Raw genomic sequence first — 25,827 nt, 5'->3', positions numbered from 1 at the left:
CAAGTTTGCCAGCATGTAGATCGTCACTATCGTTACTGAGCAGTCCAGCCCAGATCGATATTCCAGCTGGCCCCCGTCACGGCACCGGCGGCATCCGACGCCAGATAGCCAACCATCCCGGCAACTTCAGCGGGATCGATCAAGCGTTTCACTGCCGCATTCTTAAGCATGATCTGCTCAATGACCTGCTGTTCGGGCATGCCATGCAACTTGGCCTGGTCCGCTATCTGGTTGTCCACCAGCGGCGTCTTTACATAGGCCGGGCAAATGGCATTGGCCGTGATGCCCTGAGGACCTCCTTCCAGCGCTGCCGTCTTGGTCAGGCCGATCATGCCATGCTTGGCACTGACATAAGCCGCCTTGCCCGGAGACGCGACCTGAGCATGCACGGAAGCAATATTGATGATACGGCCCCAGCCGTTTTCACGCATGGAGGGCCATACCGCCTGAGTCAGCAAAAATGGTGCCGTCAGCATCAGGTCAATGATCTGACGCCACTTGTCCTCTGGGAATTCCTCGATCGGCGCAACATGCTGAATGCCGGCATTATTGACCAGGATATCGACACGACCGAAACGGCTCATGGCATCCTCGACAGCAGCACGGCAGGCATCGGCCTTGGTCAGATCTGCTTGGTGGAACACCGCTCCAACCGCCTCTGCCACCGCCTGGCCGTCCGGATTGAAATCCACGGCCAGCACTTGATGGCCCTGCTCACACAGATGAGCCACAACGGCGGCTCCGATACCGCTGCTGGTACCTGTGACAATGGCAACTCTGGGAGTGGCAGCTGACATGCTTATCTCCTTGGCAATGGGTGATCCTAGGCGATGAATGACTGCCGCGAATGACGGCATGAAGCTCCAGCATAGGCAATGCTGCGCCGCGGCACCAGAGGTCGAAAGGATGATCTTTTTATTGCGGCACAGCATCAAAACCCACAGGATGCTAGCATCCTTTTATCACCATCCCTTTTGCTGGAGTTTCCATGTCCCCTGAGCAATACCTCGACATTGCACTCGATATCGCCCAAAGCGCAGGCCGCATGATTCTGGAAGCGCGCGAATCGAATGCTCTCGAAAAAAGCCTGAAAAATGGCCAGGAACTGGTGACGACCACTGACGTAGCAGTGGATACCATGATCAGCCAGCGTCTTGAGGAGGCCTTCCCTGGCGAAAAGCGCCTCAGCGAGGAGCTGTCTCCTGAGCGTGACGTTCTTGAACAGGAAGGCGCACTGTGGGTTGTTGACCCCATCGATGGCACCGTTAACTTCGCCCATGGACTACGTCATGTCGCGGTCTCCATTGCCTACGCACGAGATGGTGTCATTCAACTGGGTGTGGTCCATGCCCCCTTTCTCGAAGAAACCTTTACCGCCATCCGTGGCAAGGGAGCCTATCTCAACGGCAACGCACTTTCCGCCAGTTCGGCAAGGGAGCTGGATGCCAGCCTGATTGCCACCGGCTTTCCCTATCGCCGGGACAGCCGCATTCCATTGATGCGCCGTCTGACAGCAGTACTCAGCCATTGCCGCGATGTCCGTCGCAACGGCTCGGCAGCTCTCGACTTGTGCGATGTCGCCTGCGGTCGCATGGATGCCTATTACGAAAGTGTCTCTCCCTGGGACTTTGCAGCAGGACGCCTGATCGCCCACGAAGCAGGCGCTCGCACAGGTCACCTGTATCATTGCCCTGAAGGCATCCCTGAAGAACTCTATGGCGAGAATCTGCTGGTCAGCAGCCCTCACATCTACGATGACCTGCGTGAACTGCTGCGCCGGGCCGATGCCGGTGAGCTCGATGATGATCGATAGTCAGCACTCATCAGGGCATGCCAAGACGAACTATTGGCCTTGACCCCAGGAATCGGTCAAAATGCCCTGATTCTAAATTCTTCCCTTTTCATGCATTCTTTTATCTATGCATCCTGGCATGCAAGGAGCCCTTAATGTTTGTTGTTATCTTCGGCCGTCCCGGTTGCCCTTTCTGTGTCCGCGCCAAGGACCTTGCCGAAAACCTGCAAGCGGCCGGCAGCATCGAAGGCTATCGTTACGTGGATATCCATGCTGAAGGTATTACCAAGGCCGATATGGAAAAGACCATCGGCAAACCGGTGACCACTGTGCCGCAGATTTTCGTCGGCCAGCAGCATATCGGTGGCTTCACCGAATTCGACCAGTATGTACGTGACAACGAGCTGATCACCGCTACCGCCTGATCGAACGTTCCGTACCGCATCATGCAAGCGGCCGCCCTTTGAGGCGGCCGTTTTCTTTCATGTTCATCAGGCCAGCGTCGGTATGCCGTTGAATGCACCTTGACCAAGGCGCCTATACTTCCTCCATCTATCCCCGAGTACTCACTTTCTGCCAGGAAGAACACCGGCAAGTCGTTCATCCAGGGGGAGCAGAGAGCCAGGACGAAGGCACATACAAAGCGAGAAGCGATGCCAGGATGCTACCTAAGGACAACGGGTAATGAGTGAAGAACATCAGGTCGCCCAGCAGTTATGGTTGGACTATGTCCACCTGCACCCCGACATTGGGGCCTTGCGCCTCTGGCCAACCAGCTCGCCGGTAGAATACTTCACGCTTGTCACCCTCAGCCAATCGCCCTGGAGCATGGCCAGCATGTTGCCTCTGTTCACAGAAAGGGGGTATCAGGACATACACCGCTATGCCATGGCCGACTGCGGCTTGCTGGTGGCATTGCTGGCGCCACACGGCGATGGTCCTTGGCTGATTCTGGTGGAACTGCAGGCAACCAGCCTTCCCCGCCAGGCGCGAGAGGCTCTGCTGAACCTGGTCCAGCAGGATGGTTCGGATACCATCACCTATCAACCTGGTGCCATGCGCCCCTGGCCCATGCCTGACTGGAACACCTATCAACTGCTGACCAGAGCCCATCCTCTTGCGGCCTGGCTATCCATCGTCGGACCACGAGTCCACCATGCGGGTTTCGATTGCCAGCGCTTGAGCCGCTCACTCAATGAGCTCGACATTATGTTGCAGGAACATGGCCTGACCGCCACCAGCCAAGTCGATCACATCTTTCCGGTCTCTGCCCTGATCGAGCAACGTTTCTATCCTACCTGTTCACAGCTCTTGCCTTTTGCTGCTGGGGATGAACACCGGGTTCCTCTGGGTGGGCTGGCGCTGATCCAGAAACAGCTCGGTGCAGGACAGGAACGCAGTGCCGAGCTTCTATTGCCGCCTCATGCACTGTGCGAAATCTTCTAGCTATCCTCGCTTCTTTCATTTTTCCTTTGTCGCCATTCATCCACAGTTTCTGTGGATAAGGCTGTGCATCATGCAATTGAAATAGACCGCGATGGGCATCGTCACTGGCTTCGTCTCAAGATGGTCATAAAATCGACAGGCCCAGGGTGTTTGACCACCCTTGATGCATTGCCCCCGCAGTCACCAGAACGGCCCGTAGATACGGGCCGTTCTGGTGACAGATGATAGCGTTGCCACACCCCGCGGAAAGAATGACTGCCGGGGTTGCGCAAAGGAATCCTCAGAAAGTCATTTCCGGGACATCATCGGGAACAACCAACTTTCCGGCCGTCTTTTCCTTGATTTCCTCGACACTGACACCCGGGGCCCGTTCCTTCAGGATGAAGGCGCCGTTGTCGATCTCAAGATATGCCAGGTCAGTCAGTACGCGCTTGATACAGCCAGCACCTGTCAGAGGCAGGGAACACTGCTCCAGAAGCTTAGACTCGCCATCCTTGGAAGCATGCGTCATGGTGACAATGATGTTATCGGCACCGGCTACCAGATCCATGGCACCGCCCATGCCCTTGATCAGCTTCCCGGGGATCATCCAGGAGGCGATATTACCCTCGACATCCACTTCAAAGGCACCCAACACGGTCAGATCGACATGACCACCGCGAATCATGGCAAAGGACTCAGCGGACGAAAAGATCGCCGCGCCAGCACGAGCAGTGACTGTCTGCTTGCCCGCATTGATCATGTCAGGGTCGACTTCATCCTCTGCAGGAAACTGCCCCATACCAAGCAGGCCATTCTCCGATTGCAGCATGACATCCATGCCTTCGGGTATGTAGTTGGCAACCAGGGTCGGGATACCGATCCCCAAGTTCACATAGAAGCCGTCTTCGAGCTCACGCGCCACACGCTGGGCCATTTGTTCACGAGTGAGAGCCATCTTGTTACCTCATTGATTATCCGTTGGAGACATTCGCTGATTCATGGGAGCGACGTTTCAGCTCTCGCGCACAGTGCGCTTCTCGATACGCTTCTCGAAGGTCCCCTGGATGATGCGGTCAACATAGATGCCGGGGGTATGAATCTGCGCCGGATCAAGCTCACCCGGCTCGACAATCTCTTCCACCTCCACCACGGTGATACGTCCAGCCGTCGCCGCCAGCGGGTTAAAGTTCTGTGCCGTCTTGCGATAGATCACATTGCCGAAGTGATCCGCCTTCCAGCCCTTCACGATGGCAAAGTCACCCTTTATCGCTTCTTCGAGGATGTAGTGCCGGCCATCGAACTCACGTACTTCCTTGCCTTCGCCGATAGGTGTGCCGTACCCGGTCGCCGTGTAGAACGCCGGAATGCCAGCCCCTCCTGCACGCATCTTTTCCGCCAACGTTCCCTGTGGGGTCAGTTGAACATCAATCTCGCCGTCGAGCATCTGGCGTTCGAACAGTGCGTTCTCACCCACATAGGAGGCAATGATGCGACTGATCTGACGATCCTCCAGCAAGATGCCCAGGCCGAACCCGTCAACACCACAATTATTGGAGACAACCGTCAGGTCATTGACCTGGCGACGCTTGATTTCAGCAATCAGGTTCTCTGGGATGCCACACAGGCCAAACCCCCCGGCAAGGACCGTCATGCCATTTTCAATGCCATCCATCGCTTCTTCGTAGGAATATACGCGTTTGTCGAATCCGGCCATGTGGCGCCTCTCATGTATAGGTAAGGTAACGTTCGTGTTCCAACGTTCTATCTAGTATGGGTCGTGTTCTATCTAGTATGAATCGTTCTCGTGCCCGCTTTATTTAACGAAGGCTGGCACTTTCGTTCCTGGCTCCTGCGCAATAGGCTCAGTGTTGCCCGCTCTGATATATTTGTGAAGTTTGTTTTTCTTATTGATTATTCGTATTTTCCTATAAATTTGACCTTGGTCGCATTTCATGACGGTAAAGCAACTCCGAGCCTTCCTGGCAGTCGCCCGTACGCTGAGCTTTACGCAGGCATGCAGTGAATTGCATCTTTCCCAACCAGCACTGAGCCTGGCAATCAAGGGCCTGGAAGAAAGCCTAGGCGGTCGCCTACTGATTCGCACGACTCGACGCGTCAAGTTGACCCCTGAAGGCGAATCTCTGGTTCCCCTGGCCAAACGCCTTCTAGCTGACTGGGATAATGCAGAGGAAATGCTCCGCCAGCGCTTCACCCTGCAGCTAGGACGCCTGTCCCTGGCTGCCATGCCATCCTTTGCCGGCAACCTGTTACCTTCTGCACTCATGGCCTTTCGTCGTCAATATCCACGAATCAACATCACTGTGCATGACGTCATCAACGAGCAGGTCATTGATATGGTGCGACAGCGGAGAGTCGAACTGGGCATTGCCTTCGAACCCGAAGCAACGGACAACCTCGACTTCACTCCCCTGTTCCATGACCGTTTTGTCGCCGTAGTGCCTCCTGATTCCCCCTTGGTTCAACACGACAGTCTCGATTGGGACACCTTGATGAGCTGGGACTTTATAGCCCTTCAGCGACCATCGATGGTACGCCGCCTGCTGGAGCAGCAACTTGGCCCTCGTCAGGGAACCCTCCGTGTTGCCTTTGAAACTCACCAGTTAGCCAGTGTCGGACGCATGGTCGCCAGCGGCCTGGGCGTCAGCGCCGTACCTTCTTTATGTATCAACCAGATGCAGGAAATAGGCGCTGTTTGCCGTCCACTTACAGCTCCGGTGATCGAACGCGCAGTCGGTGTCATTACCTGGAACCGCCAGGAACTGTCCATCGCGGCTCAGGCCATGGTCGCCGTGTTGACAGCCACTTTTGCCCCATCATCGGCCTCGCTGTGATTATCAGGATCTCCCGGCAGACTGGGCAGACAACGCAAGATCCATTAGCATTGCCCCCCCTGAGCATTGCCCATCTTGGTAACAAGAACGCTCAATTGGTGAAACCTTCCTGCTTATCATGTGCATTTCATTGAGGAACCCGGCATGTCTACCATCAAGGGGCTGATCAGCATCCTGCTTCTGATGCTCAATACCTTGTTCTGGGCCGTGCCATTGATCATTCTGACACTGGTCAAGCTCGTCGTTCCCGGACGCCCCTTGCAGCGCAAGGTTCTCGCTGGCCTGAATGCCATCGCCTTGAACTGGATTGGCTTCAATCTATGGTGGATGAAACACTGGGTAAAACCGGATGTACGCCTTCAGGTGCCTGAAGGTCTATCCCCTGACGACTGGTGGTTGGTGATCTCCAATCACAAGAGCTGGACCGATATCTTCATTCTGATGATGGCGATGCACCGCCGGATTCCCATGCCACGTTTCTTCATCAAGCAGCAACTGATCTGGATCCCCATCGTTGGCCTTGCCTGGTGGGCGTTGGAGTTTCCCTTTATGCGCCGCTATACGCGGGAACAGCTGGTCAAGGCTCCCAAGCTTGCGCAACGAGACCGCAAGGCAACCGAGCGCATGTGCGAACGTGCCCGGGATGTGCCCATTGCCATCATCAACTTTGTCGAAGGTACCCGCTTCACCGAAGCCAAGAAAGTCGCACGCCTGAGCCCTTTCCAGCACTTGCTGCGTCCCAAGGCAGGTGGTTGTGCTCAGGTATTGGGGCTGCTTGGTGACCGTCTCAGCGGTATCATTGACGTGACCATCGATTACCAGTCCCCCGAACCCAATTTCTGGGACTTTCTGTGCGGACGTGAAAAGGCCATTCGTCTTGATGCGCGCTTGCTGGAAGTCGAAGACTGGATGCTCGATGGCCGCTATCATGACGACTCGACCTACAAGGAACGATTCCACTCATGGCTCAACGCCCTGTGGCAGGAAAAGGATGCCTCTCTAGATTCGCACCACTGGTAATCGCACTCGTGCTGGCTGGCTGTGCCGGCCAGTCAACAGATGGCGGAAGCCCTTCCTCCGCTATCAGCAGTACCAGCAGCAGCATTGCCGGTCAATGGGTCACCGTACAGCGTGGCGATACCCTGGGTACCATCGCCTCCCGTGCCGGGGTCCCATTGGCTCGCCTGCAACGTTTCAACCCCGGTGTCGATTCGCAGCGCATGGCCGTGGGTCAGCGCTTGCTGGTTCCCAGCCAACAGGAGCGAGCACCTTCTGGCGGACCTTATCGCTACCAGATTCGCAGCGGTGATACCTTCAGCGCTATTGCCCGTCGCTTTGGCAGCACAGCACAACGCATTCAGGCCGCCAACCCCGGAGTTTCAGCTACCAACCTGCGCGTTGGCCAACTGGTGCAAGTGCCGCTGTCTGGCAAAGCCACCAGCACAGCAAGTCGCGCTTCGGCCGCTGCGTCCACATCATCAGCTTCCGCGCGCCTGCCGGATCCCGGCAAGGTGCCTTCCAGTGCCCGCAACTGGTCCTGGCCATTGGATGAATATCGTATTGTCCGCCGCTATGGCCCCGACAGTCACGGCACCTTGCAGCCCATGCTGCTGGCAACCGATGCCGGAGCCCAGGCCAAGGCCGCAGCCGCTGGCCAGGTACGCTTTGCCGACAGCATGCGCCAGTTGGGTAACGTGGTCATCGTCCACCATTCAGATAACCTGCAGAGTGTCTACGCCCTGTGCGACCGGCTCCTGGTCAAGAATGGCCAAAGCGTCCAGCCCGGCACTCCGTTATGTGTCGTTGGAAAGCACAGCAGCAGCGGACGTTACGACCTGTTGTTCGACATCCGTCACGGCGGCAAGCCGATCAATCCTACATCTGTACTGAAATAATCGAAAATTGGCTTTCATCGTCATAAATTGACTTTTCTCGTCCTGAAAAGGCCGTAACGCGTCATCGCGTCACAGCCTTTTCATCATCATGTCTCTGAACTGTCATTCGATGACTTCAATCTTGTGCCGATAACAGCTCGAATAGCTTAATTGGCACGAGGAACTCCATGCGCATTTGTCTGGTCAGCGAAACCTGGTCTCCTGATATCAACGGTGTCGCCCACACATTGGGCAATATCAGTCGAGAGCTGAGAGCTCGTGGCGTCACGCTGCAACTGGTTCGTCCACGACCAGCCGATCCCCAGGCTCCCAAGGCCGAAGGCATGGAAAGCGAGCTGCAGGTACGTGGGATGTCAGTGCCGGGCTACAAGGAAGTGCGTATTGGCTGGCCTGCAACGAGCAAGATTCGCCAGCTATGGAAACAACAGAGACCAGATGCCGTCTATGTCGCGACAGAAGGCCCGCTAGGCTGGTCAGCCCTGCGTGCGGCAGAGCGCATGTCGATACCCGTTGTCAGCGGCTGGCACACCAACTTCGATCATTATTGTCAGGATTATGGCATTCCCTGGATGGCCCCTGTGGTTCGCAGCCGTCTGCGCCATTTCCATAACCGCTGTGCAGCCACTCTGGTGCCCACGCATCAACAGGCCCAGGAACTGGGTGCATTCGGGTTCGAGCGAGTCAACGTGATGGCGCGCGGTATCGATGGCCAGAACTTCGATCCCGTCAAGCGCAATCAAGCGCTGCGAGACCACTGGGGAGCCGGCCCTCATCAACCCGTCGCCCTCTATGTGGGACGCCTGGCACCAGAGAAGAACCTGAACCTGTTGCGCGATACGTTCCTCGACATGCAGGAAGCCCGCCCCGACATGCGCTTGGTCATCGTTGGCGATGGCCCGGGACGTGCAGGCCTGGAAAAGGCCCTGCCAGATGCCATCTTCACGGGCTTTATCAGTGCCAAGGAACTGCCCTCGCACTACGCCAGCGCCGATATCTTCATCTTCCCTTCATTGTCCGAAACCTGGGGCAACGTCGTGCTGGAAGCCATGGCCAGCGGCCTGGCTGTCGTTGCCTTCCGCCACGCGGCAGGTGCTGAGCTTATCAGTCATGACGAGGATGGACTCCAATTGGCAGCAAACGACCCAGCCGGTTTCCGCCTCGCTGCTGCCGAGCTCTGTCAACAGCAGGCACGCTATGCACGTCTGGGGCGTGCCGCAAGAGAACGTGCCTTGTCTTACCGCTGGCCGGCCATTGCCGAGACCTTCCTCAATACTCACCTTAGCGCACGGGAGTCCCATAATGAGATCTCGAACCCCGCAGGTGTTTGACCGACTCGACATGATCGAATGGCATCTCTGTCAGCGCATGGCTGGATTGAGTATTCACCAACCCTGGCTGATGACGTTGAAGATGGCCAGCAAGGCAGGAGACTGGCCTCTCTGGGTCGCCTTGATTCTTGCGCAGCCCGCCATTCATGGCCGCGACATCGGCTTGCGGCTGATGCTCGAATATACTCTGACCGCTCTAGCGGCTATTGCCGTCTACAAACTGGTCAAGACGCGCTTGTGCCGCGAACGCCCCTTCATCACCTTTGGCGGCAGCATTACCTGCAGCGAACCTGCTCGCGACCGTTACAGCTTTCCCAGCGGCCATACCATGCACGCCGTCATGTTCTGCGCACTGGTAGCCACCCATGCTCCAGCCCTGCTGCCATGGCTCGTTCCCATCGCCATGCTGATCGCCATTTCAAGAGTCGGCCTGGGATTGCACTACATCAGTGATGTTCTTGCAGGCGCTCTGCTGGGTTACGGCTTTGCCCAGCTCAACCTGGCGTTGTCGCCCGTACAGGAAATCATCAACATCACGGCTCCTTGATAGATTCACTGCATCGCCTTCCGACGCCGTGAAAGATGGCGATGAAATAAAAGAAGGTCATGAAATAAGCTCGAGCACGCTCGCAATGTCTGTTTGTACGCAGGCTAGTCAGGACATTGCCGCGCAAGTATGCTCGGAGGATGCATAGCTCGGTCCTGACATCCCCTCCTCTGACATATATCAGCAGCTTTCTTCCCTCCGAAGAAGCTGATGACTTGCTTACGATGCTAAGCCACCAGCTCGATTGGCAGCGCCCCAGTCTCAGGCTGTACGGCAAGGAGCATCCCATTCCACGCCAGCAGGTATGGATGGGTGATTGCCACTACCGCTATTCTGGCCAGATATTCACGCCAGAGCCCTGGCACCCTCACGTGGAGCAGATTCGTCAGCGTCTGGAACAACAGCTGGCGCCCTATCGCTTCAACAGTGTTCTGCTCAATCGCTACCGCGACGGCAATGAACGCATGGGCTGGCATAGTGACAACGAACCAGAGCTGGGAAATGCCCCATGTATTGCTTCCATCAGCCTGGGGAGCTGCCGCCCACTTCGCTGGCGCTGGAAAGACCGTTCCGAACCTTCTTTCAATATCTGGCTGGAACATGGCAGCCTGCTGGTGATGGGGCCTGGGGTTCAGGAACGCCTGGAACATGCTCTACTGCCTCGCAAGATCGCCGGTCAAAGAATCAACCTGACGTTTCGCTGGATCGAGCGGTAAGCGGTAAGCGGTAAGCGGTAAGCGGTAAGCCAGCAGTATCCTGTCGTGGCCTGGCTCCATGCAACACATGACATCTCACGAGAAAGCCCCTGCAGCTTGAACTGCAGGGGCTTTCACTTATCGCTTCAAACTTATGGCTTACGGCTCGTGGCTTAAAGCTTATGGCTCGTAACCCGCCGCTTCACCCCCGATAATAGCCCGGTGTGATCACTGGCATCTTCGTGACTAGCATCGGCAGGCGTTTGCCACGCACTTCAGCGTATACGGTAGTACCGATTTCCGCATGGGAGAGATTGACATAGCCCATCGCAACCGGCTTACCCACCGCAGGACCAAAGCCACCGGATGTGACCTGTCCCAGACGCTCGCCATCGTCACTATAGAGCTCAGCACCTTCACGTACCGGGGCGCGACCTTCGCCAAGCAGGCCGACACGCTTGCGTTGCTGGCTCTTGTTGGCAATCTGATCCAGTACCACATCGGCACCGGGGAAACCGCCTTCCCGTTCACCACCATTCCTGCGGGATTTGCCGACAGCCCAGATCAAGCCAGCCTCTGCAGGTGTCGTCGTGGTATCGATGTCATGACCATACAGACATAGCCCTGCTTCCAGTCGCAGCGAATCTCGAGCTCCCAGACCAATGGCCTCTACCTCTTCCTGAGCCAGCAACAAGCGAGCCAGCGCTTCCGTCTGCTCTGCTGCGACAGAAATCTCGAAGCCATCTTCACCGGTGTAGCCACTGCGGCTCACCCATACCGGGATGCCATCAATATCAAAGCGTCCATGTTGCATGAACACCAGCTTGCATGCCTCGGGACAAAGACGCGCCATCACTTCGGCAGTCTTCGGCCCCTGAATGGCCAACAGTCCGCGCTCCACGACGTCAATATCGTGATGAGGCAGGCCTACTCGCAAATGCGCCTCATCCTGCTCACGGCAAGCCGCATTGACCACCATATAGACATGATCACCGGCATTGACGACCATCAGGTCATCGAGAATACCCCCCTGATCGTTGGTAAACAGGCCATAGCGCTGCATTCCCTGCGGCAGGTCCACCAGGTCGGCACATACCAGACGTTCCAGTGCGGCCAGCGGCTCCTCTCCACGAATCAGAACTTGCGCCATGTGCGAGACGTCGAACAGACCACAGGCAGCCCGGGTGTGTTCGTGTTCCTTCTTGACCCCTAGCGGATACTGCACAGGCATGTCATATCCTGCAAAAGGTACCATCCTGGCACCCAATTCCTGGTGCAGGGCGTGAAGCGGAGTCGTCTTGAGGTCACTCATGGCGTTTTCACTCATGGATTATGGAATACTGCCCCGCTGAGCAATCCAGATTGCCCAGCGGAGTTTGCTCAGGATTTGTCGTGGTTGAGATCTTCACCCGGCAGAACGTCCTTGCCGTCGAAGTAGTCCTTGGTCAGCTTGAAGACCACCGGCGACAACAGTGCCAGGGCGATCAGGTTGGGAATGGCCATCATGGCGTTGAAGGTATCGGCCATCAGCCAGATGAATCCCAGCTTGGCAACGGCACCCAGCGGCACGGCCAGCACGAACAGGACGCGATAGATCATGATCGAGCGTGTACCGAACAGGTACTGGAAACACTTCTCACCGTAGAAGGACCAGCCCAGAATCGTGGTGAAGGCAAAGACAGCCAGCGCAATGGCGACGATATACTGACCAGCACCAGACAACGCACTGTCGAACGACAGCGCCGTCAGAGACGCACCTTCCTCACCCGTCAGCCACACTGGAGCGGTCAGGATGACCAGAGCGGTAATGGAGCAGACCATGATGGTATCGATGAAGGTACCCAGCATGGCAATCAGGCCCTGACGCACTGGATTCTTGGTCTGAGCTGCCGCGTGGGCGATGGGCGCACTACCCAGGCCTGCCTCGTTGGAAAAGATACCACGGGCAACACCGAAGCGAATGGCGGCCATGACGGCTGCACCAGCAAAGCCTCCAGCAGCTGCGTGCGGGTTGAAGGCATAGGTGAAGATGCTGGCAAAAGCATCACCAATGTGCTCAGCGTTGATGGCCAGAACCACCAGGCCTGCCGCGATGTAGGCAATCCCCATGACCGGAACCAGCTTACCGGCCACCTTGGCGATACGCTTGATCCCGCCGAGGATCACCGCACCAGAAAGCACCATCAGGATCACACCCGTTAGCCAATGGGGAATGCTGAAGCTCGATGCCAAGGCGTCCGCCACGGAGTTGGCCTGCACGGTGTTGCCGATGCCAAAGGCCGCGATGGCCCCAAAGAAGGCGAACAGGCCGCCCAACCAGGCCCATTTCTGACCCAGACCATTCTTGATGTAGAACATCGGGCCACCGATGTGGTAGCCGTTCTCATCGGTCTCGCGATAGCGCACAGCCAGAACAGCTTCAGCGAACTTGGTCGCCATACCTACCAAGGCCGTGATCCACATCCAGAACACCGCACCCGGCCCCCCCAGGGCAATAGCCGTGGCGACACCTGCGATATTACCGGTACCGATAGTGGCGGATAGAGCGGTCATCAGGGCATTGAACGGAGACACTTCCCCATCTTCTTCCTTCGCCCCGGCCTTCCCATCCCGGCCTGCCCACATCAGCTTGAACCCCATGCCGAGCTTACGAATCGGCAACAGCTTCAAGCCCAACTGCAGATAGATACCAACCCCGAGCAACAGGATCAGCATCAACGGCCCCCAGACCACGCCATTGATGGCGGTGAAGATATTAGTGAGTGTTTCCACGGAAGTCTCCCTTGTATCAGGACTTGTTGTTATGCACTGCCGAAGGAGCCTTGACCTTGACGGACGAAAGTACGGCGGAAGAGGCTCCTGATGGCAAAATCGACAGTGCGGACCCGCATACCATAGCGGATACTGCCGGGACCGCACAGATTCTCCGGTCCACGCTGTAAATCCGCACGCGCTTCCGTCTCAATTCCAAAACTTTCGCCCGTGTTTTCCTATTGGAAACTTCGTGCACCATAGAGCCATCGCACCCACTTGGCAATGCTTCTTTGCTCTTCCCTGAACAGCAATATCGTCCAGCGATACGGCCATCAGGCATAGGCATTCCCGGCCTGTATATGTCGGTATACCTCTATCTGTCTGGATTCTTGCGTTCGACACTGGACGAAGGCCACGAGTCGTTCCACTCTTGTCCATTGAAGAGAAGCGGCGACAGCCACTTTCTGCGCTCTTTCTTCATATCCAGACTCGCCAAACGCCGAATTTGGCGTTAGCATGCGCGAAACCGGTAAACCTTTTTCGTATAGGAAATCGTGATGAGCTCAATTCCCGCTAATCTGCGCTACGTCGATAGCCATGAGTGGATTCAGGACAACGGTGACGGCACCGTGACCATTGGTATTACTGATCACGCTCAGGAATCTCTCGGCGACGTGGTGTTCGTCGATCTCCCCGAAGTCGGTAGCAGCCTGAGCAAAGGCGACGAGTTCGGCGTCATTGAATCCGTCAAGGCTGCATCTGATCTCTATGCTCCACTGGACGGAGAGGTTGTCGAAGTCAATGAAGACCTGGAAGACGCACCGGAAACTGTCAACGATTCTCCCTATGGAGACGGCTGGATTCTCAAGCTTCGTATCGAAGATTCCAGTGCTCTCGACGAACTGCTCGATGCGGATGCCTATCAAGCGGTTGTCGATGCCGAAGGCTGATTGCCGCCGGCCTTGAAAAACCTTCGCGGGAAAGGGCCGGCCATCGTGCTTCTCCGGCCCTTCTCTTGTCGCTCCCCCAACCTCACGCTACCAGGGTGTTCCATGGCTTTTGATAAACGCCGCTTGGCCGAACTGGCCGATCATGATGCCTTCATTCGACGTCACAATGGACCGCACGCGGCCGATAAAGCCGCCATGCTGTCGGCCTTGGATCTCGGTAACGTGGAAGCGTTGATCGACAAGACTGTTCCTGCAAACATTCGTCTCGGTCGCGAGTTGGATCTTGACCCGCCCAAGGCCGAAGCAGAAGCGCTCGACTACCTTTACCGGCTGGCACGCCAGAACCGTGTAGCCAAGAGCTATATCGGCCAAGGTTACTATGACACTCACCTACCGGCCGTCATCCAGCGCAATGTGCTGGAAAACCCTGGTTGGTACACGGCCTATACGCCTTATCAGCCGGAAATCTCCCAGGGTCGCCTGGAAGGCTTGCTCAACTTCCAGCAGATGGTCATGGACCTGACGGGCATGGAACTGGCCAACGCTTCCCTGCTCGACGAGGCTACCGCCGCAGCTGAGGCTATGGCGCTTTGCCAGCGCGCCAACAAGAAGAGCAAGAGCAACGCCTTCTTTGTCGCCGATGATGTCTTCCCGCAGACACTTGACGTCATACGCACTCGTGCCGATGGTTTCGGTTTCGACGTCATCACTGGTCCGGCCGATACCTTGGCCGATCACGATGTCTTCGGCGCCCTGATTCAGTATCCAGGCAATGATGGCAAGGTCCACGACATTGCCAGATTGCTGGAAACGGCCAAGGCCAAGGGCATCATGACCGCAGTGGCAACCGATCTGATGGCACTGGTTCTGCTCAAGGAGCCTGGTGCACTGGGAGCCGATATCGTGCTCGGTTCTTCCCAGCGCTTTGGCGTGCCTATGGGTTTCGGTGGTCCGCATGCAGCATTCTTCGCCACCACGGACAAGCTCAAGCGTTCCATTCCAGGGCGTATCATCGGGGTTTCAAGGGATGCACGCGGCAATACAGCCCTGCGCATGGCCATGCAGACCCGCGAGCAACATATCCGCCGTGAGAAAGCCACTTCCAATATCTGTACCGCCCAGGCGCTGCTGGCCAACATCGCCGGCTTCTATGCGGTCTACCATGGCGCGGAAGGACTGCGCACCATCGCCGGTCGCATCCATCGCCTGACCACCATCCTTGCCGAAGGGCTCAAGCAGAAAGGCGTACAGCTGGCCAACGACAGCTGGTTCGATACTCTGCGTCTCACTGGTGTCGACGCTGGCAAGATTCACGGCCGGGCCATGACCCTCGAGCTCAATCTGCGTTACTTCGATAACGGTGATGTGGGCGTCAGCCTCGACGAAACCACCACCGCTCATGACCTCGACGCCTTGTTCGACGTACTGCTGGGTGATGAACATGGCCTAGGAGTACGTGAGCTGGATGACGCGGTACTCGCTGCCAAGGCCACGGGTATTCCCGCAGGCAACGAGCGCGAAAGCGACTTCCTCGACCACCCGACTTTCAAGCGCTACCGCAGCGAAACGGAAATGCTGCGCTACCTCAAGCGCTTGGAAAACAAGGACCTGTCGCTGACCAATGCCATGATCCCGCTGGGTTCATGCACCATGAAGCTCAACGCGACGACCGAAATGATGCCGATCACCTGGCCGGAATTCGCGCGCATTCATCCCTTTGCGCCTTCCGACCAGGTTGCCGGCTATCGCCAGATGATCGACGAACTGGCCGCCTTCCTGGTGGAAATCACCGGTTACGATCACATCTCGATGCAGCCCAACTCCGGTGCCCAGGGAGAATACGCCGGCCTGATGGCCATCCGTCGCTACCAGGCTGCCCAGGGGCAAGGTCACCGTAATGTGTGCCTGATCCCCAGTTCTGCCCATGGTACCAACCCGGCATCTGCTGCCATGTGCAGCATGAAGGTCGTTGTCGTCGAATGTGATGAAGCTGGCAACATTGATCTGGCAGACCTGCGCACCAAGGCTGAGCAGCATGCAAACGACCTTTCCGCCATCATGCTGACCTACCCTTCCACTCACGGAGTCTTCGAGGAAGGAGTGCGCGAGGCCTGCGAAATCGTTCACTCCCACGGCGGCCAGGTGTACGTCGATGGCGCCAATATGAACGCTCAGGTCGGTATCGCCCGTCCTGGCGACTTTGGCGGGGATGTTTCCCACCTCAACCTGCACAAGACGTTCTGTATCCCGCATGGTGGCGGCGGTCCAGGCATGGGACCTATTGGCGTCAAGTCCCACCTGGCACCCTATGTCTCCAACCACGTGGTGACACCTCTTGAGGGTGTCGAGCCGGATTCTGGCGCAGTCTCTGCCGCCGCCTTTGGCTCTGCCCTGATCCTGCCGATCTCCTGGGCCTACATCAAGATGATGGGAGCCCGCGGTCTGCGCGAAGCCACTGAACTGGCCATTCTGGGCGCCAACTACATTGCCAAGCGCCTGGAGCCTCATTATCCTGTGCTTTACAAGGGCACCAACGGCACCGTGGCCCATGAATGCATCATCGATATCCGCCCGCTCAAGGCCGAGTCTGGCATCAGTGAAGAAGATATCGCCAAGCGCCTGATGGATTACGGCTTCCACGCGCCGACCATGTCCTTCCCCGTGCCTGGAACACTGATGATTGAGCCGACCGAGTCTGAGTCGCTTTATGAGCTGGATCGTTTCTGTGATGCCATGATCGCCATCCGCAAGGAAGTGGCCAAAGTACAGAGCGGCGAGTGGCCTCTTGAAGACAATCCTCTGGTCAATGCCCCTCACACCATGGCCGACCTGATGGATAGCGACTGGAACCGCGCCTACTCCCGGGAAACAGGTGCGTTCCCGTCACAAGCGGTCAAGGCGGCCAAGTATTGGCCAGCGGTCAATCGCGTCGACAACGTCCTGGGCGACCGTCAGTTGATCTGCACTTGCCCCAGCATTGACGAATATCGCGACTGATTGAACCCGCCTGTAGCGATGCTGCTAGCACGTTGAAACACGACACCCCGCCATGGCGGGGTGTCGTCGTCTTGCAGGCATCAGCTTTAATGGCGACCTGGCCGTGATGATATCCTGGCCTTGGTATCTCCTGTCTTGGTATCAGCCTTCACTGACAGGATGGCCAAAGCGTTCGAGGTATCGCTGTTCACAGAATGTCTCGAACAAACGATGGTAACGGCTGGGTACGGTAACGCCACGGCGACTGATCAAATAGAACGTTTCCTCCACTGGCTGAGTCAGTGCGATTTCACGCACCTGACGTTGCCACGGCGACGTTTCCAGCACCATGCGCGATACCACGCTGAATCCTAACCCTCGTGCAACGGCATCCAGTACCAGACCCACTTCATTGCTGAACCCTTGCTGCGGAAACAAGTTCATGCTGCGAAACTCTGCCGGAAAATTGGCGCGCAACAAGGTGCTTGCCTTTTCCAGACCATCGGAATAGTTGATGAACCCCAGGCTGGCAAGGTCCTGCAGTGTCGTCCCTGCGAAGTCTGCCGGAACAACCAGGCTGAGCGGCTCTTCATGCCAGGACGCACACTCGAGATCTGTGTGACGCACGGCTTCGGAAACGATACCAATGTCATGACGCCCGGCAAGGACGTCACTGATGATCTCGTGGTGAAATGCGAAATGATAGGACACCGTCAATCCAGGATTGAGCTGCTGCTGACCAAGAATGAAGGGATACAGCATAAGGCCGACACTTCCCGGCGAGGCGATACGGCACTCGCCGCTATAAAGACTGTCATCATCCAGGGAGTGACGGAACTGCTCGTGTTCGGCAAATAACCTGAGCGCATAGTCATAAGCCCTGCGCCCAGCCTCGGTCAGGCCGATGCGCCGCCCATGACGTTCCAGCAGAGGCTTGCCCAGGTATTGCTCGAGTTTACGCACATGCTGGCTGACCCCCGGTTGGGTCATTTCGAGGCGTTGCGCCGTCCGGGTAAAGCTTCCGGTTTCGACGAGAGTAATAAAGGTTCTGAAGTACTGGGCATTGAACATAGACAGGTCCAGGGCATCGAGCGTTCTTATCTTACCACTTTCCAGACGACTCCCCACCACAGCGCTGCTCGCAAGGGTTCCACGTGATAGCATGGTGTCAGTAGAAAAAGCCTCTTCCATTGCTCACTCAGACAAGAGTCCACAACCATGCACGACCCCATCGCCGCCCGCGCCAACGCCATCCATGACGCTTTGATCGCCATGGAGAGAGAGGCCAGCGCCGAAGACCTGTTCCCGCTGGGTTATCTGATTCCCCAGGTCCCCTTGGTGGTGGACCAACTCGACTACAGCCCCGAAGAGGTCGAGGGTGAAGAGTTCGATAGTGTTTTCCATGAATGGCTAAATAACACCTTTGCCCAGGATGGCATGAGCGATGCCGACCAGGCAGCTGTACGCCAGCTCTTCAACCAGGCCTGCGAGCGGGCTAACCAAATCTGACAAGGAAGCTTCAGATGCCAGAGACCATTTCTGCCACGATTTCTCCCGAAGGCAGTCTCGAAATTCTTTCCCAACACGAGGTCAACCGGCTACGCGACACCTCGCAAGCCGGCCTCCACGAACTGCTCAGACGCTGTGCTCTGGCAGTGCTCAACAGTGGCAGCCCCATTGATGATGGTCTGGCACTACTCGAGACATATCCGGACTTCGATATCGAGGTCCTGCAGCAGGACCGTGGCGTTCGCCTCAAGCTGGTCAATGCTCCAACTGACGCCTTTGTCGATGGCCGCATGATTCGCGGCATTCGCGAGCACCTGTCCTCGGTGTTGCGGGATATCGTCTACGTCTACAACGAAATCCAGACTCAGGCACGCTTCGACCTGTCCACCGCAGAAGGCACCACTAACGCGGTTTTCCATATATTGCGCAAGGCAGGCACCCTGAAGCCGGGACTAGACCCCAGCCTTGTCGTGTGCTGGGGCGGCCACTCAATCTCGCGGGAAGAATACGAATACACCAAGGATGTGGGATACCATCTTGGTCTTCGTGACATGGACATCTGCACAGGATGCGGACCTGGCGCCATGAAAGGTCCCATGAAGGGTGCCAATGTCGCCCATGCCAAGCAGCGTCGCTACCCTGCCCGTTATCTGGGGGTTTCCGAGCCTGGCATCATTGCGGCGGAGGCTCCCAACCCCATCGTCAATGAACTTGTGGTGATGCCGGATATCGAAAAGCGCCTCGAAGCTTTCGTGCGCTTGGGCCATGGCATTATCGTCTTCCCTGGTGGCGTGGGAACGGCTGAAGAAATTCTCTATCTGCTTGGTATCCTGTTGCACCCAGACAACAGCGACATGGCGCTGCCCGTCATATTCTCCGGTCCTGCCAGCGCCAAGGAATATTTCCAGCGCATTGATGAATTCCTTGTCTATACCCTGGGTGAATCGGTGCGTGACCTGTACACCATCGTCGTCGATGATCCTGTCCGCGTTGCCCGACTGATGCATGAGAAGATCGCCGAAGTCACTGAATACCGCCGTGCGCGACAGGATGCCTTCCACTTCAACTGGCGTCTTACCATCGACCGCAACTTCCAGGAGCCTTTCGTCCCGACCCATGCCAACATGGCGAACCTGGCTCTCAATCGCGACCTTCCCAAGCACGAGCTGGCCGCCAATCTGCGCCGCGCGTTTTCGGGGATCGTTGCCGGTAATGTCAAGGAACAGGGTATTCGGGCCATCGAAGCCCACGGCCCCTTCTGCCTGAGCGCTGAGCCTGATCTGATGGCCAGGCTGGATGAGCTGCTCAGCTCCTTCGTGACCCAAGGACGCATGAAGCTGGCAGGCGAATACACACCTTGCTACACACTGGGCTAGGACACATCGAGTCCAAAGGCTGAAATGAAGAACCCCTGCCAGTCTGGCAGGGGTTCTTCATATTCGGCGCGCTCGGCAGAGTATTGCTCTGAGCATTACCGCCGTTTCCTGAGCAACAGTGCAACAGCATGCAACAACAGCCCCGCCGTAGCGCCTTGAGACAAGGTCATCACACTAAGAACCGCTCCTCCTGCCATCAACTTGTAGAGCATGGTTCCAGCGAGACCAACCACCATGCAACCTATCAGAATCAGCAGCAAGGGTTTGAGGCGGGACCGCCCTTCCCCGTCCAGCAACTTCCACTGCAACAGACTGACCAATGCCAGTGCGGCGATGACCACCCAGCCCAGGGTTTCCTGATTGGCATGACCTTCCTTGATATAGCGCGGCAAGGTCAATGCCATCACCATCATCAGCCCCAGCATGATGCTGAGACGCACAGGACTGCCAACAGGCCGAGCGCTTTTATCCATTGACATCACGCCACCTTCAGATTCTGACTGGCAATCCATGATTCGACCCAAGGCAGGGCCGCATCATCGGCCATGAAGGTTTCCATGGCATCGATTTCCAGGCGCTCGCCCAGGCGCATGGCTCCTTGCTCCTGAAGCAATTCATCCAGGCGCCGCCCGGCACCACAGAATGTGTCGCCATAGGAGCTATCGCCTAGAGCAATCAGGCCATAACGAAGGTTGGGCAAACCCGGGCTCTTGTCCTGAAGCTCACGCACGAAAGGCACGATATTGCCCGGAAAATCTCCGCTGCCCGTGGTGGAAGTACAGAACAATGCCAGATCTGTATCTTCGACAATATCGGCCAGTGTCGGTTGCTCAAGTACGGAGACTTCATAACCGGCATCTTCAAACAACGGCTTGGCCTGCTCGGCCACATCAAGTGCACCGCCATACATGGTGCCAACAAGAATCTTGAGTGTAGGCATGCAATGCCCTTAATGACTGAGGGAACCTCTCACAAACTGCCTACGCAGGCCAATCACTGCGTGATGCGATGCATACGCCAGCCCGACCTCCCTCACATAACCTTATGCTCGGTTGACTCATCATCCACGGCTCCTCATTCCTTTCGAGGCCATCCTTTCGGATGCTCTCTCCGCTTCATTTCGAGTCTGCGTTCAGGCGCTTGAGCTTGCCCCTTTCGGCGATTTATTGAAAGGTTCCTGAGATTGAACTTGAGTATTTCGTTCGGATTCTATCATGCAAGCGAGAGCTCGCGTATCCGTGAGGGGATGCAGGTAATCCGGATATACAGACGACATAGACAAACGACGAGGACAGAACACACATGAACGACGGTACTGCCCCTCATTGAAGGAAGAGACAGTACCGATCGATGACTGCATTCAATCACACAAGGTCAATCGCCCCCGGAGACCTCCCGAGAATCATTCTTCCTCGTCGTCAGGATGCCCCACTTGGCTCTTGAGCTTCTGCCCCGGTCGGAAAGTCACCACCCGCCGCGCGGAAATCGGAATTTCTTCGCCAGTCTTGGGGTTGCGTCCAGGACGCTCGCGCTTGTCTCGCAAGTCGAAGTTGCCGAAACCGGACAGCTTGACCTGTTCATTTTCGCGCAGGCAGGCACGGATTTCCTCGAAGAAAGCTTCCACCATGGACTTCGCTTCCCGCTTGGACAAACCGAGCTCCAGGTGCAGACGCTCGGCCAGTTCTGCCTTGGTCAACGCTCCCATGTTTTCATCCTCATGGTGATGGTCGCGCCAACCGTCCGCTTTCCTGGCGGCATTCCGGCCCGCAGTGCTCAAGCACGCAGCTCCGCATTCAGCCGTTGCTGAGCTGTCGTTACGATGGCATCGACCAACTGATTGATTTCCTCGTCATTTAGCGTGCGCGAAGGATGTTGCCAGGTCAAGCCCAAAGCGACACTCTTATGCCCTTCGGTTACACCTTTACCCTGATACACGTCGAAAAGGCCAACTTCAGTGAGCCATTCACCGGCTTCACCGCGTACGACATCACGTAGCGCTTCGACCGGCAGCGTTTCATCAATCACGAATGCCAGGTCCCGACGTACCTCGGGGAAGCGTGACAATGGCTTGAAGGCCGGGACATGTCCTTGGCTCAGCGCATCCAGACGCACCTCGAAGAGCACGGCATCCGCCTTGAGCCCCAGGGCTGCCTTGACCGCTGGGTGCAAGGTTCCGATCCACCCAGCTTCCTCTCCACGATGCAGGATACGGGCGCACTGGCCTGGGTGCAGCGCTGGGTGCGAGCCCGGTTCAAAGCGCCAGGAAGCCACATCTCCCGCCACTTCCAACAGGCTTTCCAGATCGCCCTTGAGATCAAAGAAGTCGACCTTGTCACGCCCCCCGCTCCAACCTTCGGGATAGCGAGCACCGCATACCAGAGCACCGAACATCGGCAGTTGCTCGAGACTATCCAACTCTCCCCGGAACACCAAGCCACTTTCAAACAGGCGAACGCGTGTCTGCTGACGATTGAGGTTGTGCTCGAGTGCACGCACCAAGCCCGGGAACAGGCTGGCCCGCATCACCGACAGATCAGCCGAAATCGGGTTGGCCAATACAGGGGAGACAACATCGGGCAACAATGTGCGCTGCAGCTCAGGAGCAACGAAGCTGTAGGTGATCGCTTCCTGATACCCGCGGGCCACCATATGGCGACGCAAGCGGGACAATGGGCTTTTACTCTCACCGTCAGCCTTGAGTGCCATGCGCATGGCAGGACGACGCACCGGTAGCTTGTTGTAGCCGTGAATACGCGCCACTTCCTCGATCAGATCTTCTTCAATGGAAATGTCGAAACGCCAGCTCGGCACCTTGACTGTCCAGCCGTTCTCGATCGATTCCACTGCCATCCCCAAGCGCTCAAGGATTTCGGCGACTTCAGCGGCATCCAGCTGCTTGCTCAAGGCACTTGCCAGGCGCCCTGCACGCAAGGTTACCTCACGTGGTGCGGGCAAATGGACATCACTGACCGCCTCATTGAGCGGCCCAGGCTGACCACCACAAATCGACAGCAGGAGTTCCGTGGCACGCTCAATGGCGGCATGCGTCAGCTCAGGGTCAACCCCTCTTTCAAAGCGATGAGAGGCATCCGTGTGCAGACCATAGTTACGTGCCTGGCCAGCCACTGCCAACGGAGTGAAATAGGCCCCTTCCAGGAAGATGTCGCGAGTCTCGGTAGAAACACCGGAATGCTCGCCTCCCATGATGCCAGCCAAGGCCAAGGGGCCATTCTCGTCGGCGATCACCAAGGTTGCCGGATCCAGCTTGACGGTCTGGCCATCCAGCAGTACTAGCTCCTCTCCCTGACGCGCCAGACGCACGATGACGGCACCATGCAGGTTGCTGCGGTCAAAGGCATGCAGTGGCTGCCCCTGCTCGAGCATCACATAGTTGGTGACATCGACGACAGGATCGATACTACGCACTCCGCTGCGGCGCAGGCGCTCCACCATCCAGGTCGGCGTTTCGGCCGCAACATTGACGTTCTTGATCAGGCGCCCGATATAGCGCGGACAGCGCTCGAAGTCCTCGACGCGCACCTCGAAGCGCTCATCATGAGCAGCAGGTACTTCAACCGCCTTAGGAGGTGTCAAGGGCAAGCGATTGAGCACCCCGACTTCACGCGCCATCCCCTTGACGCTGAGGCAATCCCCACGGTTCGGTGTCAGGTCCACTTCAATGGTGTGGTCATTCAGGTCCAGATATTCGCGAATATCCATACCCACCGGAGCATCAGCCGGCAACACCAGAATGCCTTCTGACTTACCTTCTTCCAGCCCGATTTCCGAGGCAGAGCAGATCATGCCGCGGGATTCAACACCTCGCAGCTTGGCTTTCTTGATCTTGAAATCACCCGGTAATACAGCACCTACCTGGGCAAAGGGAATTCGCTGGCCGACAGCCACGTTGGGCGCTCCGCAAACTACCTGAACGCGCTCACCACTGCCATCTTCGACCTGACATACATTGAGCTTGTCCGCATCCGGATGCTGAGACTTCTCGACCACCTCGGCAACCACGATCCCAGTGAATTCCTGGGCCACAGGCTCGACCGCATCGACTTCCAGGCCAGCCATGGTGATCTGGTCAGCGATACCCTGGGTAGACAGCTGCGGAGAAACCCATTCACGCAGCCACTGTTCGGAAACTTTCATCTCGACTCCTTAATCCTGTTCTCGTACTCAGCGTTCGGCGTATCAGTGGAACTGACGCAGGAATCGCAGATCGTTGTCGAAGAACAGGCGCAGGTCGTTCACACCGTATCGCAGCATGGCCAGACGCTCAGCCCCCATACCGAAGGCAAAGCCTGTATATTTCTCGGCATCGATACCGCCATGGCGGAATACTTCCGGATGGACCATGCCACACCCCATGACCTCGAGCCAGCCTGTGTGAGAACACACCCGGCAGCCATCACCTGAGCACATCACACATTCAATATCGACCTCGGCCGATGGCTCGGTGAACGGGAAGTAGGACGGACGGAAACGCACCGACAGATCATCACGCTCAAAGAAGGCATGCAGAAAATCCTCAATGGTCCCCTTGAGATCAGCGAAGCTGATGCCCTCGTCAATGAGCAACCCTTCCACCTGGTGGAACATGGGAGTATGGGTCAGATCCGAGTCACTGCGGTAGACCCGCCCCGGACAGACAATGCGGATCGGGGGCTCGCCATCTTTCATCGTACGCACCTGTACCGGAGAGGTATGTGTGCGCAACAGGCGAGTGGCATCGAAATAAAAGGTATCAGCCATCCCCCGTGCGGGGTGATGGGAAGGAATATTGAGTGCCTCGAAGTTATGGTAATCATCTTCGAGTTCCGGCCCTACGGCCACATCATAGCCAATGCGAGCGAAGAGCGATTCGATACGCTCCAGAGTACGAGTCACCGGGTGCAGGCCACCTGTGGGCTGGCCTCGACCAGGCAAGGTGACATCGACACGCTCTTCTGCCAGCCGGGCATCCAGTTCCGCCTTGGCCAATGCAGTGCGGCGACCTTCAAGCTCTGTGGCAAGCTCCTGCTTGGCTTGATTGATGCGTTCACCTGCAGCGGGGCGCTCAGCCGGAGGAAGTTTACCAAGCCCCTTGAGCAGAGCAGTCAGCTCACCTTTCTTGCCCAGATAGCGCACTCGGATCTCGTCGAGCGCGGGCATACCGTCGGCGGCCTGGATGGCCTCGCGAGCTTGTTGAACCAGTTCGGGAAGGTGGTCCATCCGTAGAGCTCCGATATCGTTGTCTTGCGATGGAAACAAAAAAACAGGGGAAGAGCGGCTGCTCTTCCCCTGGGCGATCATGGATAGATATCCCCGATGGTGGGAATATCATCCGCTAATCGGTCGCGCTTACTGGGCAGCCTTGGCCTTTTCCACGATAGCAGCAAAAGCCGCTTTCTCGTGAACAGCCAGGTCGGCCAGGACCTTACGGTCGATTTCGATACCCGCTTTCTTCAGGCCACCGACAAAACGGCTGTAGGACATACCGTTCAGACGGGCACCTGCATTGATCCGCTGGATCCACAGGGCTCGGAACTGGCGCTTACGCTGGCGGCGGTCGCGATAGGCATACTGACCGGCTTTGATGACGGCCTGCTTGGCTACGCGGAATACGCGTGAACGGGCACCGTAGTAACCCTTGGCCTGCTTCAAGATCTTCTTGTGACGACGACGGGCGACGACACCACGCTTGACACGAGTCATAGCACTCTCCTGACGTTAAATGAGT

25 protein-coding genes are annotated in these 25,827 nt (G+C 57.0%); 13 read left to right on the top strand and 12 right to left on the bottom strand.

All coding sequences use genetic code 11. The features are described from left to right. Positions 1–32 precede the first annotated feature (32 nt). The gene (locus Q1K07_RS06805) at positions 33–797 is read right to left on the bottom strand and encodes a 3-hydroxybutyrate dehydrogenase (RefSeq protein ID WP_300309352.1); all 765 of its coding nucleotides are present in this window, start codon (positions 795–797) and stop codon (positions 33–35) included. Between the two features lie 191 nt (positions 798–988). Here Q1K07_RS06805 and Q1K07_RS06800 point away from each other — a divergent pair, with 191 nt between their 5' ends. The 3 genes from Q1K07_RS06800 to Q1K07_RS06790 all read left to right on the top strand — a co-directional run bounded on the left by Q1K07_RS06800 (position 989) and on the right by Q1K07_RS06790 (position 3,238). Next, positions 989–1,813, top strand: a complete 825-nt coding sequence (locus Q1K07_RS06800; protein ID WP_300309351.1) for an inositol monophosphatase family protein — start codon at positions 989–991, stop codon at positions 1,811–1,813. Positions 1,814–1,947: 134 nt separating this feature from the next. Continuing rightward, positions 1,948–2,217, top strand: a complete 270-nt coding sequence (locus Q1K07_RS06795) for a GrxA family glutaredoxin (protein ID WP_300309350.1) — start codon at positions 1,948–1,950, stop codon at positions 2,215–2,217. Positions 2,218–2,476: 259 nt separating this feature from the next. Further along, positions 2,477–3,238 carry a DUF1338 family protein gene (locus Q1K07_RS06790; protein ID WP_300309349.1) on the top strand — a complete coding sequence of 254 codons (762 nt, stop codon included), beginning with the start codon at positions 2,477–2,479 and terminating at the stop codon, positions 3,236–3,238. A 280-nt stretch (positions 3,239–3,518) separates the two neighbouring features. Here the strand turns inward: Q1K07_RS06790 and Q1K07_RS06785 are convergent, their stop codons facing one another. Both Q1K07_RS06785 and Q1K07_RS06780 read right to left on the bottom strand, forming a co-directional pair. Next, positions 3,519–4,175 carry a CoA transferase subunit B gene (locus Q1K07_RS06785; protein WP_300309348.1) on the bottom strand — a complete coding sequence of 219 codons (657 nt, stop codon included), beginning with the start codon at positions 4,173–4,175 and terminating at the stop codon, positions 3,519–3,521. A 57-nt stretch (positions 4,176–4,232) separates the two neighbouring features. Beyond that, on the bottom strand, positions 4,233–4,934 hold the full coding sequence (locus Q1K07_RS06780; RefSeq protein WP_300309347.1) for a CoA transferase subunit A: 702 nt from the start codon (positions 4,932–4,934) through the stop codon (positions 4,233–4,235). Between the two features lie 238 nt (positions 4,935–5,172). On the opposite strand from Q1K07_RS06780, the gene Q1K07_RS06775 reads away from it, so the two are divergent. The 6 genes from Q1K07_RS06775 (at position 5,173) to Q1K07_RS06750 (ending at position 10,558) form a co-directional block, all read left to right on the top strand. Next, positions 5,173–6,072 (top strand): LysR family transcriptional regulator, encoded by a 900-nt coding sequence (locus Q1K07_RS06775; protein WP_300309346.1) that lies wholly within the window; start codon positions 5,173–5,175, stop codon positions 6,070–6,072. 144 nt (positions 6,073–6,216) lie between these two features. After that, a complete protein-coding gene (locus Q1K07_RS06770; protein WP_300309345.1) occupies positions 6,217–7,092 on the top strand; it encodes an acyltransferase in 876 nt (291 codons plus the stop codon). Beyond that, on the top strand, positions 7,035–7,967 hold the full coding sequence (locus Q1K07_RS06765; protein ID WP_300309344.1) for a LysM peptidoglycan-binding domain-containing protein: 933 nt from the start codon (positions 7,035–7,037) through the stop codon (positions 7,965–7,967). The genes Q1K07_RS06770 and Q1K07_RS06765 overlap by 58 nt, the downstream gene beginning before the upstream one ends. 167 nt (positions 7,968–8,134) lie before the next feature. Further along, complete coding sequence (locus Q1K07_RS06760; protein ID WP_300309343.1) at positions 8,135–9,295, top strand: glycosyltransferase family 1 protein; 1,161 nt, start codon at positions 8,135–8,137, stop codon at positions 9,293–9,295. Beyond that, positions 9,267–9,842, top strand: coding sequence for a phosphatase PAP2 family protein (locus Q1K07_RS06755; RefSeq protein WP_300309342.1), 576 nt, complete (start codon positions 9,267–9,269; stop codon positions 9,840–9,842). Before Q1K07_RS06760 ends, Q1K07_RS06755 begins: the two co-directional genes overlap by 29 nt. A 140-nt stretch (positions 9,843–9,982) precedes the next feature. Next, positions 9,983–10,558 carry an alpha-ketoglutarate-dependent dioxygenase AlkB gene (locus tag Q1K07_RS06750; protein WP_300309341.1) on the top strand — a complete coding sequence of 192 codons (576 nt, stop codon included), beginning with the start codon at positions 9,983–9,985 and terminating at the stop codon, positions 10,556–10,558. Positions 10,559–10,739: 181 nt separating this feature from the next. Here the strand turns inward: Q1K07_RS06750 and gcvT are convergent, their stop codons facing one another. Further along, positions 10,740–11,849, bottom strand: a complete 1,110-nt coding sequence (gene gcvT, locus Q1K07_RS06745) for a glycine cleavage system aminomethyltransferase GcvT (protein WP_300309340.1) — start codon at positions 11,847–11,849, stop codon at positions 10,740–10,742. A gap of 68 nt (positions 11,850–11,917) precedes the next feature. After that, positions 11,918–13,309, bottom strand: coding sequence for a sodium:alanine symporter family protein (locus tag Q1K07_RS06740; protein ID WP_300309339.1), 1,392 nt, complete (start codon positions 13,307–13,309; stop codon positions 11,918–11,920). Between the two features lie 539 nt (positions 13,310–13,848). On the opposite strand from Q1K07_RS06740, the gene gcvH reads away from it, so the two are divergent. Both gcvH and gcvP read left to right on the top strand, forming a co-directional pair. After that, positions 13,849–14,241, top strand: coding sequence for a glycine cleavage system protein GcvH (gene gcvH, locus Q1K07_RS06735; protein WP_300309338.1), 393 nt, complete (start codon positions 13,849–13,851; stop codon positions 14,239–14,241). Positions 14,242–14,343: 102 nt separating this feature from the next. Further along, positions 14,344–17,238 carry an aminomethyl-transferring glycine dehydrogenase gene (gene gcvP / locus Q1K07_RS06730; protein ID WP_300309337.1) on the top strand — a complete coding sequence of 965 codons (2,895 nt, stop codon included), beginning with the start codon at positions 14,344–14,346 and terminating at the stop codon, positions 17,236–17,238. 141 nt (positions 17,239–17,379) lie between these two features. On the opposite strand, the gene Q1K07_RS06725 is transcribed toward gcvP, so the two are convergent. Continuing rightward, positions 17,380–18,288, bottom strand: coding sequence for a LysR family transcriptional regulator (locus Q1K07_RS06725; RefSeq protein WP_300309537.1), 909 nt, complete (start codon positions 18,286–18,288; stop codon positions 17,380–17,382). 147 nt (positions 18,289–18,435) lie between these two features. Here Q1K07_RS06725 and Q1K07_RS06720 point away from each other — a divergent pair, with 147 nt between their 5' ends. Both Q1K07_RS06720 and ppnN read left to right on the top strand, forming a co-directional pair. Further along, on the top strand, positions 18,436–18,726 hold the full coding sequence (locus Q1K07_RS06720; RefSeq protein WP_300309336.1) for a hypothetical protein: 291 nt from the start codon (positions 18,436–18,438) through the stop codon (positions 18,724–18,726). A gap of 14 nt (positions 18,727–18,740) precedes the next feature. Beyond that, entirely contained in the window at positions 18,741–20,102 is a 1,362-nt protein-coding gene (gene ppnN / locus Q1K07_RS06715) for a nucleotide 5'-monophosphate nucleosidase PpnN (protein WP_300309335.1), read from the top strand. 95 nt (positions 20,103–20,197) lie between these two features. Here ppnN and Q1K07_RS06710 read toward each other — a convergent pair whose 3' ends face one another. From Q1K07_RS06710 to rplT, 6 genes are all read right to left on the bottom strand, one after another. Beyond that, positions 20,198–20,581: a hypothetical protein gene (locus tag Q1K07_RS06710; RefSeq protein ID WP_300309334.1), complete on the bottom strand. Its 384-nt coding sequence runs from the start codon at positions 20,579–20,581 to the stop codon at positions 20,198–20,200. Beyond that, positions 20,581–21,042, bottom strand: a complete 462-nt coding sequence (locus Q1K07_RS06705; protein ID WP_300309333.1) for a flavodoxin — start codon at positions 21,040–21,042, stop codon at positions 20,581–20,583. Before Q1K07_RS06705 ends, Q1K07_RS06710 begins: the two co-directional genes overlap by 1 nt. Positions 21,043–21,504: 462 nt before the next feature. Next, a complete protein-coding gene (gene ihfA / locus Q1K07_RS06700) occupies positions 21,505–21,807 on the bottom strand; it encodes an integration host factor subunit alpha (RefSeq protein WP_149287141.1) in 303 nt (100 codons plus the stop codon). A 68-nt stretch (positions 21,808–21,875) separates the two neighbouring features. Beyond that, entirely contained in the window at positions 21,876–24,257 is a 2,382-nt protein-coding gene (gene pheT / locus Q1K07_RS06695) for a phenylalanine--tRNA ligase subunit beta (protein ID WP_300309332.1), read from the bottom strand. A 42-nt stretch (positions 24,258–24,299) separates the two neighbouring features. Then, positions 24,300–25,319: a phenylalanine--tRNA ligase subunit alpha gene (pheS, locus tag Q1K07_RS06690; protein WP_300309331.1), complete on the bottom strand. Its 1,020-nt coding sequence runs from the start codon at positions 25,317–25,319 to the stop codon at positions 24,300–24,302. A gap of 129 nt (positions 25,320–25,448) precedes the next feature. Continuing rightward, positions 25,449–25,802, bottom strand: a complete 354-nt coding sequence (gene rplT / locus Q1K07_RS06685) for a 50S ribosomal protein L20 (RefSeq protein ID WP_149284917.1) — start codon at positions 25,800–25,802, stop codon at positions 25,449–25,451. Between the last annotated feature and the right edge of the window lie 25 nt (positions 25,803–25,827).

It is taken from the genome of Halomonas sp. (assembly GCF_029263665.1).
GTDB lineage: Bacteria > Pseudomonadota > Gammaproteobacteria > Pseudomonadales > Halomonadaceae > Halomonas.
The sequence above is the reverse complement of the archived record's forward strand: the minus strand, read 5'-3'. Positions and strand labels throughout refer to the sequence as shown.